Annotated in this window: 6 protein-coding genes; all 6 read left to right on the forward strand. The window is 68.8% G+C overall.

Annotation, left to right across the window (positions count from 1 at the left end; translation table 11 throughout):
• Nucleotides 1-345 precede the first annotated feature (345 nt).
• Entirely contained in the window at nucleotides 346-1,326 is a 981-nt protein-coding gene (locus V7Q31_RS15265) for an AraC family transcriptional regulator (protein ID WP_333834724.1), read from the forward strand.
• Between the two features lie 215 nt (nucleotides 1,327-1,541).
• A complete protein-coding gene (locus tag V7Q31_RS15270) occupies nucleotides 1,542-2,573 on the forward strand; it encodes a VPLPA-CTERM sorting domain-containing protein (protein ID WP_333834725.1) in 1,032 nt (343 codons plus the stop codon).
• Between the two features lie 268 nt (nucleotides 2,574-2,841).
• A complete protein-coding gene (locus tag V7Q31_RS15275; protein WP_333834726.1) occupies nucleotides 2,842-3,930 on the forward strand; it encodes a helix-turn-helix transcriptional regulator in 1,089 nt (362 codons plus the stop codon).
• Between the two features lie 93 nt (nucleotides 3,931-4,023).
• Entirely contained in the window at nucleotides 4,024-8,013 is a 3,990-nt protein-coding gene (locus V7Q31_RS15280; protein ID WP_333834727.1) for an Ig-like domain-containing protein, read from the forward strand.
• A 67-nt stretch (nucleotides 8,014-8,080) separates the two neighbouring features.
• Nucleotides 8,081-8,728: a hypothetical protein gene (locus tag V7Q31_RS15285; protein ID WP_333834728.1), complete on the forward strand. Its 648-nt coding sequence runs from the start codon at nucleotides 8,081-8,083 to the stop codon at nucleotides 8,726-8,728.
• A gap of 54 nt (nucleotides 8,729-8,782) precedes the next feature.
• A complete protein-coding gene (locus V7Q31_RS15290; RefSeq protein WP_333834729.1) occupies nucleotides 8,783-9,802 on the forward strand; it encodes a hypothetical protein in 1,020 nt (339 codons plus the stop codon).
• The last annotated feature ends 14 nt before the right edge of the window (nucleotides 9,803-9,816 follow it).

The following is a 9,816-nucleotide window of genomic DNA, read 5'->3' on the forward strand; positions in this document are numbered from 1 at the left end:
TGCGGCGGCCGCCGCGCGCGGCGTCGCGCTCGTCGGATGACCGGGCGTGAACCTAAGCCGTCAGTCGAGGCCTGTGGACGACTCGCCCGGGACCTGCCGTTCGCGGTTGCGAGGCCAACAGTCCCTCGCCGTCCGGCCACTTCGCCATTCCGGCCGGTCGCGATCCAACAGGCTTTCATGGCTGCCGCATGGTCTTGTAGGCAAGCGACTAGGGGGCCGGTTGGGCGCGTATCGGGGGTCCCGCACCATGACGATCGACGAAGATACGTCTCCGTGCCGTTTTCCATGGTTGTGAAGCGCCGCCTCGCTAGACAGTATGCTGTGAGCGGCGCGTAGGGTGGCGTGATGTTGGATGCTTATCGCGTTCTAGTCTCCGACGATCCGGAGGCGACCCGGACGTTCCTGTCGGGCAAGGGATTGACGGTTCATCCCAAGGCCAGTTGGCGCGGTGGCGCCCCGCATGCCGAAATCAGTGGGCTCTACGCCGACAGCTTCTACATCGGTTGGATGAGCTACGGCGACGGTGTGCGGATCGATGCGCCGGCGGAACGTGGCGATTACGGCCTGTCGGTTCCTCTCGCCGGCGCCATGGCCGCGACCGGCGCCGGCGGCGCGCTCGCGGCCTGCACGACCAAGCGAACGGTGATCGGCTCGCCGGGGTCGCCGCAGACCACGGTCGTCTCGGGCGGAACGGCGCGCCTGTCGCTGTCGGTGCGTGAGGACGCGCTGCGCCGTCGCCTCAGCGCGCTGGTCGGCGAGCCCGTCGTCGGACGGGTCGAGTTCGAGCCGACCCTGGAACTGGGGGTGGGGCCCGGCGGCCTGATCTCGCAGGGCATGATGCTGATCGCGCAACAGGCCGACCGGGGGGTGGACGTGCTGGGCGATCCGCGCCGCGCCGCGCATTTCGAGGACATGGCGCTGTCTGCGCTGCTGCTCTACCAGCCCCACAGCCACTCGGCGCTTCTGGCGGCGCCCGCGGCGTCCCCGGCGCCGCAAGACGTCCGTCGCGTCATCGACTTCATTGAGGCGCACCATGACGACCCGATCCGCCTTGAGGACCTCGTCGCCACGGCCGGCGTGCCGGGACGCACGCTGACCACCCATTTTCGCGCATTCACCGGCCTGTCGCCGATGGGCTATCTTCGCCGCGCCCGTCTGGCCACCGCGCGCGCAGCCCTGGAGAGCGGCGCGGCGGCCAATGTGACGGACGCCGCCCTCGCGGCGGGTTTCCTGCACATGAGCCGGTTTGCGGCGGCCTACCGCACCGCCTTCGGCGAGGCTCCGTCCGAGACGCTTGCGCGCGGTCGCCGCGCCCGCGGCGTTTGAGTTTTCGCGCAGCAGGATTTTTCGGCCAGAAGCGGACGGCGGCGGCCGGTTGCGGATAGAGCGCGGGGGGCGTCGTCGTCGAGAGTGACGTGCGGTCCGCCTGGCCGCACCGGCCGACAGGTGCGTCCCGGTTCCCAGGTCCCCGGCGTCGTCGCCGTTCCCTGCGCGCAGAACGCGGCGCCCTCATGTCATCTTGTCAACGCGGAGTGATACCGATGCGACATTCAACGGAACTCGCGGCGCTTTGCGTCCTCGCCGCGCTCGGCCCGCTCGCCGCCGCCGCGGCGACGGTCACCGAAGCTGGCGCGCATTTCTTTCGCGCCCAGAACGATCTGACCGCCTATGAGCGCGAGATCATCGACACCACGGGATCGGTGAACGCGGCGTCCGCCGACGCCGACCGCGGCTTCTCCATCAGCGCCCGGTCGCGCGCCTCGGTCAGCTCGCTCGGCATCGAACTCGACACCTTCGGCGGCGGCGCCGTCGGCGCGTCGATCTTCGAGGGCGTGCAGTTCATCTCGCCGCAACTGCCCACGGCGGGTTCGGTGCTGACGGGCTACAGCATCGCGGTCGTGGGGCGGTTGACCGGCGCGATCAACCAGATCCCCCCCGGCAGCGTGACGCCGGTGCCGTTCGGCGATCCGCTGCTGGGCTTCAGCCAGGTGCAGATGACCTTCTTCAGCGACACGCGGTGGCGCGACCAGGCGGTGCGCGACATCCCGGCGCCGCCGGGCGCGACGCAAAACCTGCTGCGCCAGACGGTCGCCGGGCCGGTGTCGATCCCCTTTGCCGCCCCGACGCCTTCGTCGATCATCAGCAGCGGCGTCATCTTTCCCAACTATACGCGCAGCGCCGAATGCCAGAGGGCGCGGGACGAGGGCAGGCAGTGCGGCGTCGCTTTTATTGGGCCCAGCGCGGGGAGATTCACGAGCTTTGGCCTCGGTCTCGCCCTGTCCGGACAACTCATCGACGAGTTTCCAGCGCAGGGCGCGATCCGCGCGTTCAACTCGTTTGATCTGGAGGGGCTGGCGATGATCGACCCGGACGGCGTCATCCTCGACGGTCTGTTCCTCACCGACAGCGGCGTGGACCTGACGCTCGACGCCTACCGCCTCGATCCGCGCGCGCCTGCGCCGATCCCGCTGCCGGCGGGCGCGTTCCTACTGCCGGCGGGCCTCGCCGCCCTCGGCCTCATGGCGCGCCGCAAGCGCGAAGTCGCAGCGCATGACGAAAACCGTCAAAGGTGAGATTGTTCTGATGCAGGCTGCGGCACAACGGGCTGGCTTCGCACCTTGTCTGCGCGGGCGGTGATTGGTCGACTATCCGAACACTGCAACGCCACCTTTCAGCGCCGGTCGTCGAATTCCTTGTCGACGACCGGCCGAAGCCGTCGGCGGCGAGAAGAGCGCGAAGCGTCAGAAGTCTCGACGACGTATGGACACATTGTCGATTCATTGACTTGGGTGTTCAGCGTCCCACTTCTCGTTAGTGGACCCGCCGCCGTAGGTATTGGCAATGCCGCCCGACGACGCCGACCTCGAGGCTTTTCTCGATCTGCTGTATCAGGCGCCCGCCACAGGCGCATGGTATGCCGTGGCGGAGGCTCTCGGGCGGGTTGTAGGTCGCCCGTATGTCACGCTGGTCTTCAGGAATGAGAAGACTGGTCTCGGCCTGCGTGCGCAGCATGGTTTTCGGTACGGCGACTTCGAACTGATCCGGGATCGCTTCGTCTCAGACGCCAACGCCTACATTGAAGCGCTGGCGGCCCAGCCCGACAAGAGCGCAGACCCGGCTCAGGCTGTGCCACCGGAAACCCATGGTTACCTGAGCCTCGACGAGCACCTGCGGCGCAGCTTCGGCGTGACGCCCGAGTTTGGCGCGATCCTCGACGCCGCGCCGTCCGGCGAGCAGTTCCTGTCAATCATGCGCCCTGCCGACGACAGCAGCGACGACGGCGCCGAGCGGATGCGGTTCCTTGCGGTGCTTCCTCACCTGCGCCGCGCGCTCGCCGCAGCGGTCGTCTTTGAGAGACGGGCGCCGCAGGCGTTCGGCTTCGACGCGCTCTTCGAAGCTCTCGCCTCCGCCGCCTTTCTCTGCGACGCGGGCGGCCGGGTTCTGGATGTCAACGAAGCGGGCCGCGCCCTCGCCGCGCAGTGCGACGGCCTGCGAGTCGGCGCTGGCGTGCTCCGCTTCGCAGACCCTGCCGCGGCAAGGCTTGCGCGCGCGGAGATAGACCGCGCCGCATCCCGCGCGCCAGGCCACCGCGTGCGCTTTCCCGCCCGGCGGGGCTCGGGCGCCCTGCCGCTCAGCGTGACGGTGACGGGCCACGCCCGCGGCGTCGCCGTGGTTCTGGTCGCGGACCCCGAACGCGACATGGCGCCAGGGATCGAGGCGCTGATCGCGCTTGCGGGCCTCAGCCCCGCGCAGGCGCGGGCCGCGCGGCTGGCTGCGGAGGGCTTCGACACCGAGGCGCTGGCGAGGGCGATGGGCGTCAGCGCCAACACCGCGCGGACGCATCTGCGCCGCGCCTTCTCCAAGCTCGACGTCCGCGACCGGCGCGAAATGGCGCTGCGTCTGGCGGCGCTCCAGGGACCGCTGCGTTGACCTGTCGCCCGCGGGGGTGACAGCGCCGCCGCCGATGCTCGTTAACCTCGTGGAAGGTGATCGATTCAGGCCAAGCTGTTCGGAGACGTTTCAATGGCGCGGTACACGGTTGAGGCGTTGGGCGACGCCTTCATCACCGAGGGCTCCTCCGGCTTTGATCTCAGCGCCGACGGCGGCGCCAACGGGGTCGGCCGCGCCACGCTCTCGTTCTCGGGCGCTTTCGATGCCGCCAGCTACGTTGCGGAAACGCGGTATGGAGACGACATCGATGGCGAGACGGGGTCGATCCTGCTCTCAGTCGATTACGACGTCTCCAACACGTTTCGCCCGGTGAACGTCCGCGTCTCGACGCCGCTCGTGTTGGCCCCGATCACCTCCCAGGCGCCGATCGATCAGCCCATCCCGATCCTGATTGATCTGCAGCTCGACAAGGATGTCGCCTCGCTGCTCAACGCCTCGCTGCTAACGACCTACACGGCCAGTTATCGGCCCGAGGAGGGCCAGAACGGCTTCGATCAACTCTTCACGACCGGCAGCGCCTCAATCGCGCAAGTCGGCGACGCCTCGCAGTTCCCGGTGTCGGTCGCCGAACTTTTCGTCGAGCTGGAGACGAATATCGACGATCTGGTCAATCCAAACCCCAATCCCTCGCCCCTTGATCCTCCCTTCCCCTATGGAGCGTCATTCAGCGTCGTCGCGACGGCCCCCGTCCTGCGGATCCACCCTAACTTCATGGTCGTTGTCGACGGTGTGAGCGTTCCTGCCGACGAAGTCTACGTGCTCGCCGCGCCCGAGAACCTCGGCTTCTACGGCGACTTCCCCGAAGCGATCCCCGATGCACTGGACGGGTTCGAATTCGACCCCGGCAATGCGCTCGACCTGCGCGACCGGACCGTGCGCGTCCGCGGCGTCGACGAAGACGGGCTGGAGGCCGGCTGGAGCATCGGCGAGATCAGGAACGTCACCTTCGAGGTGCCGGAAGGGGCCTCGGTGATCCAGACCCGGTCGCGCCCCTCCAACGGCGCCGATGTGCGCATCCCGTCGACCTTTTTCGAAGGCGGACAACCGCTGATCGCGGTCGTGGGCGACGGCGTGACGGTGAGGAACGCTGGCGCGATCGAGGGTCGCCAGCCGTTCGGCGCCGGCGTGCTGCTGGTGGTCGACGAGGGCGGCGACGCGAACGCGGTCGAGAACACGGGCGACATCAGGACAACGGGCTTCCGGGCCCCGGGCGTGCTGATCGGCGGCCCCGGCGCACGGGTGGAGAACGATGGTCTGATCGAGACGACGGGCCGCGAGTCCTATGGCGTCTGGGCGCTGGGCGAGGCCATCGACCTCCGCAACGACAGCGACATCCGCACGACTGGCGACCACGGGATCGGGCTCAAGATCGGGACTGTCGGCGACGCGCCGTCGGTGTTCTCGATCTTGGCGCCGTCGCTCGGCGAGATCGAAACGCTGGTCGCGGACGAGCTGGACGCCGACGAGCGGCCGCAGTTCTTTGCGCCGACGACGGGGACGGTGGTCAACGCAGGGCTGATCGAGACCACCGCCGCGACCCGCCCGGCGTCAGCCCCGGACCGCGGCGCGTTCCAGCCCGCCTTGCTGGCGGTGATGAACAACCAGACGGTACTGAACGAGGGCGTGCTGCGCGCGGACGATCTTGCCGTGGTGTTGCTGGGAGACAACCTGACGCTGCGCAACACGGGGACGATCGAGGCGACGGCCAACGAGGACGACGACGCCCTCGGGGCCGTCTTCGCCGACGGGCTTGGCCGGACGACGATCGACAACAGCGGCCGGATCGCAGGCGACGTCGTCTATGCGGCGCCATACGGCGCGCTGACCAACACAGGAGTGATCGACGGCGCGCTGGGAGTCGCGATCGGCAATCTGCTGAACGCGGCCGAGGCCGGAACGTTCGAACTCGAGGTCGGCGACAGCGCCCGGTTGGGAGACGACGAAGGACTGCGCCACATCCTCAGCCTGGTCGGCGAGTCCGGCATCCCCGGAACGGTCGACATGACCATCGACGGCGAGATCCGGGGCGGGATCACCGCCCTCGCGCTCGATCAGACGATCATGATCGGCGCCGAGGGGTCGATCTCATCGTCCGGCGGCGCAGCACTGACGACAGTCGGCGACGTCGTGATCCGGCTGGACGGCATGATCGAGGCGCAGGACGACGGCGTGTTCGTGTCGCTGGGAGAGCCGTTCAACACGGTCTCCACACTCGATCTCGTCATCGGTGGCGACGCCTCGATCATCGTTCAGGACGGCGGCGCCGTGTCCGCCTTCATCGACGGGTCGGTGGACGTCGAGAACGCCGGCGTCATCCGCGCCACGGGACCCAACGTCTTTGGCGTGCGCGCCGCCGACATCGTCGGCCAATCGGGCGCCGTCGCCAACAGCGGGACCATCGAGGCGGCGGGGAACCGCGCGACTGCGCTGGGGGCGTATACAGGCCAGACGACCAACAGCGGCCTGATCACGGCGACCGGCGCCGGGGCGGTGGCCGTCGATCAGGCGCTCGGCGGCCTGATCAACGGCTCGGGCGGCGTGATCCGCGCCTCGGGCGAAGGGGCGGCGGCGGTCCGCGCCAACGGGGCCACGGGGCAGCTGATCGCCGCGAACGACGACGTCGTCGGCGTGCTTGATGTCGCGAACGCCGGCTCGATCGTGGCGACGGGGGGCGCGGCGGCGTTGCGCGGCGACATCGGCGATGATCGCGTCGCGAATGCCGGCGCGATCCGCGGCGACATCCTGCTTGGACCAGGATCGGACACGCTGATCTGGCGCGAGGGCGCGTCGCTGAGCGACGGCGTCGCGGTCGGCGGGACTGGGACCGACACGCTCGTCGCCGAGGGCGGCGCGCTCGACGGGTCGCTGTTCCAGCAGTTCGAGCGGTTCGAGGTCGGGGGCGTCGTCGCGCTCGGGGGCCTGCTCGACGTCGGCGCTGTCACGGTGGGCGACGGCGGAACCCTCTCGCTTGACGGGGTGATCAACGGCGACGTCTTCGTCGCCGACGGCGGCGCGCTGCAAGGCGTCGGCGTCATCGTCGGCCACCTGAGCGCGAGCGACCTCGCAACCATCGCGCCCGGCTTCAGCCCGGGCGTGCTGCGCGTCGAGGGCGACGTGGCGATATCGGGCCGGCTTGTGCTCGAGGTCGGCCCTGACGGGTCGGACGGCATCGAGGCGACGGGCGCGCTGGACCTGACCGGCGCAACCATCGAGATCGTCGTCGCCGAGGGCTTCGACCCCGCCGACGCGCCGCTTCTGCTGAGCGGGGCGAGCGTAACGGGTTTCGACGAAGCCGTCGTCGCCTTCAGCGGCCCCGGCGCGGGGGATCTCGCGCTGTCGCTGACCCCGGACGGCGTGACCGTAGCGAGCGCGCCCGACAACCGCCCACCGGTCGCGCAGGACGACGGCGGCGCGGGCTTCGCGACCGCAGCCGACGCCGCCTTCGACACCGCCGACGTGCTCGCCAACGACTTCGACCTCGACCTCGGCGACACGGTGGCGTTCTTCGACTTCGATGCCTCGGGCGCGCGGGGCCGCGTCAGCTACAACGGCGACGGGACGTTCCGCTACGACCCGAACGACGCCTTCGACGACCTCGCCCTCGGCGAGACCGCCTTCGACAGCTTCACCTACCGCGTGACCGACGGAACCGACTTCGCCGCCGCCACGGTGACGGTCGCCGTGACCGGCGTCGCCGATCCGGTCACCGTGATCGAGGGCGCGCCGGACCAGCGGCGCATCGAGGGAACCGACGGGCCGGACCGCATCCTCATCGGGTCGTCGCGGTCGAGCCAGGTCTTCGGCGGCGACGGGGCGGACGTCTTCGTCTTCGGGCGGACGGCCGCGGACGGGCGGCGCGACGTCGCCTATCTGCGCGACTTCGAACAGGGATTAGACCGCATCGACCTGAGCGGCCACGACTACGCCCTTCGCACGCTGGGCGGTAGCAGCGTCGTGACGCTCATGACTTCCGACCGCGACACGCTGTTCGTCACCGGCGTCACGCTGAGCGAGGCGGACCTCGCCGACGCATCGGCGAACCTTGATCCGGGACTGCTTTGACAGCCGCGGACCGCTTATCCCGCCCAGTGTCGCGAAGACTCGCCCGAACACCCATGGAGTCAGATCAGTGATCGCATCGAAGAACCTTCTGCCCGCGTTCGCCGTCGCCCTCGGCTGCGCCACCGCCCCTCAGGCGGTGGCAGCCGCTTCGATCAAGGTGTTCGAAGGCGACGACGTGGCCTACACTCTGTTTCCGACGCTCGATCCCGGCCGGGTCGACGCCTTGACGCTAGGGTCGGCGGCAGGACCGGGGGCCGAGCCTTTCGAGATCGGCGTGGGGGGCTCGTTCGGTCTCAACCCGCTTGGCGGGGGCGTGACAGGCTTCTTTCTGAACATCTTCGACGCCGACCAGACGCTCGTGCTAGAGGGCTTCGCGCTCGCGGGCCAGCCGATGGTCATGGCGGGGCCATCGGCGGAGGTGGCGTTCGTCGTCTCGAGCGGCGCGATCCTCGACCGGTTCCGCCCGGACGGCGTGCTGCGGCTGTCGGGTTTCACCAAGCCGGACTCGGTCGGTACGGGGTCGGTCGACGTCGAGGTGCTGCTCAGCGTCATCCCAGCGCCCGCCGCGGGGCCACTCTTGGCGTGCGCCGTCGCGGCGCTTGCGCTGGCCCGCGCCCGGCGACGCGCCGTAGCGGCGGCTGGACGTGGAGAACCCGCCGGTGACCGGCGCCGCGGCGCGAACCCCGAAGCCCGGGCGCGGAACCCAAACGCTTGACGTCGCCGATCGGCCTCAGACCGCGCGCCGATCCACATTCAGGGAGATGGTAGAATGGACAGCGTAACGAGACGATCATTTACAGTAGGCGCGCTCTCTTCGGGCGTGATCGCAGGCGGCCCGGTCCCCCTCCTCGCCCAGACGGGAGCCGCGGCGCGCGAGGTCGTGCGGTTCGGTGGCGGCGGCGGCGCCGCTTTTCCGCGGCGCTTCGTGACTTCACTCGGCATCACCGAGAGCAAGGGCGGTGGCGGAAGCGGCGTGCGGCTCGCCAGCCTGTATCTCAACGACCGGCGGTTCGGCTATGCGAGCGGGAACCTGCGGGGCGAACTGTTTTTCGAGAATGGCGAATACATCGATTCCTTTGTTTTGCGATCGTCGCGAGGGCTTATCGACCGCTTCTGGCTAACTACCAACAAGGGGCGCCGGATCCGGGCCGGCGGTTGGAACAATGACGCGACGGAGGTCCGGCGTAGTGGCGTCCGCGTTTCCACGATCGGCGGTCGCAGCGGCGGGCGGATCGACCGGCTGGAGATCGAGTATGTCGCGAACTACGTGCCGTCGCGCAGGATCGCTGTTGGCGAGACGGCGGTTCTCGAGTTCATCCCGCCCAACTCGTCATTCGAACGGACGGAGCGAACCGTAGATAAACGGCTGGAGACGTTCCGCCGCCTATTTACGCGAACGGAGATCAAATCGAGAAAGGCCAATATCGGCGTCGAACTGCTTGAAGTTTTGTCTCTCGGCGGAGAATTCTCAACTCAAGTCACATCGACCGATACGTTGGAAATGACGCGACAGATCGAGCGGGTTCTGGAGACCTCCCGCAAGCACGTCTTTGCGACTGGGGAGAATTATGCATTCGTGATCGCGCCCGTGGACGTCCACCGGGATGCAGACGGAGTGACGTTCGTCGTTCCGACCTCGATCGAGGCGACCGTGGTCTACACGCCGGGCGAATACGACCGCCTGCTGGGATACATCAATCTTTACGGGCCAGTCGCGGACGTCATCGGCCAGAGGTCCGAGGCTGATCCCGCGATCGGCGGTCTTGAGCGCCTGCGCCCGGTGGTCTGACCACCGCTTTACAA

It is taken from the genome of Rubrimonas sp. (assembly GCF_036788415.1).
Classification (GTDB): domain Bacteria; phylum Pseudomonadota; class Alphaproteobacteria; order Rhodobacterales; family Rhodobacteraceae; genus Rubrimonas.

Excerpts from the sequence above, each read along its gene's own strand:
- V7Q31_RS15280 (WP_333834727.1), top strand. The coding sequence starts at position 4,024 with ATGGCGCGGTACACGGTTGAGGCGTTGGGCGACGCCTTCATCACCGAG.
- V7Q31_RS15265 (WP_333834724.1), top strand. The coding sequence starts at position 346 with ATGTTGGATGCTTATCGCGTTCTAGTCTCCGACGATCCGGAGGCGACC.
- V7Q31_RS15275 (WP_333834726.1), top strand. The coding sequence starts at position 2,842 with ATGCCGCCCGACGACGCCGACCTCGAGGCTTTTCTCGATCTGCTGTAT.
- V7Q31_RS15270 (WP_333834725.1), top strand. The coding sequence starts at position 1,542 with ATGCGACATTCAACGGAACTCGCGGCGCTTTGCGTCCTCGCCGCGCTC.
- V7Q31_RS15290 (WP_333834729.1), top strand. The coding sequence starts at position 8,783 with ATGGACAGCGTAACGAGACGATCATTTACAGTAGGCGCGCTCTCTTCG.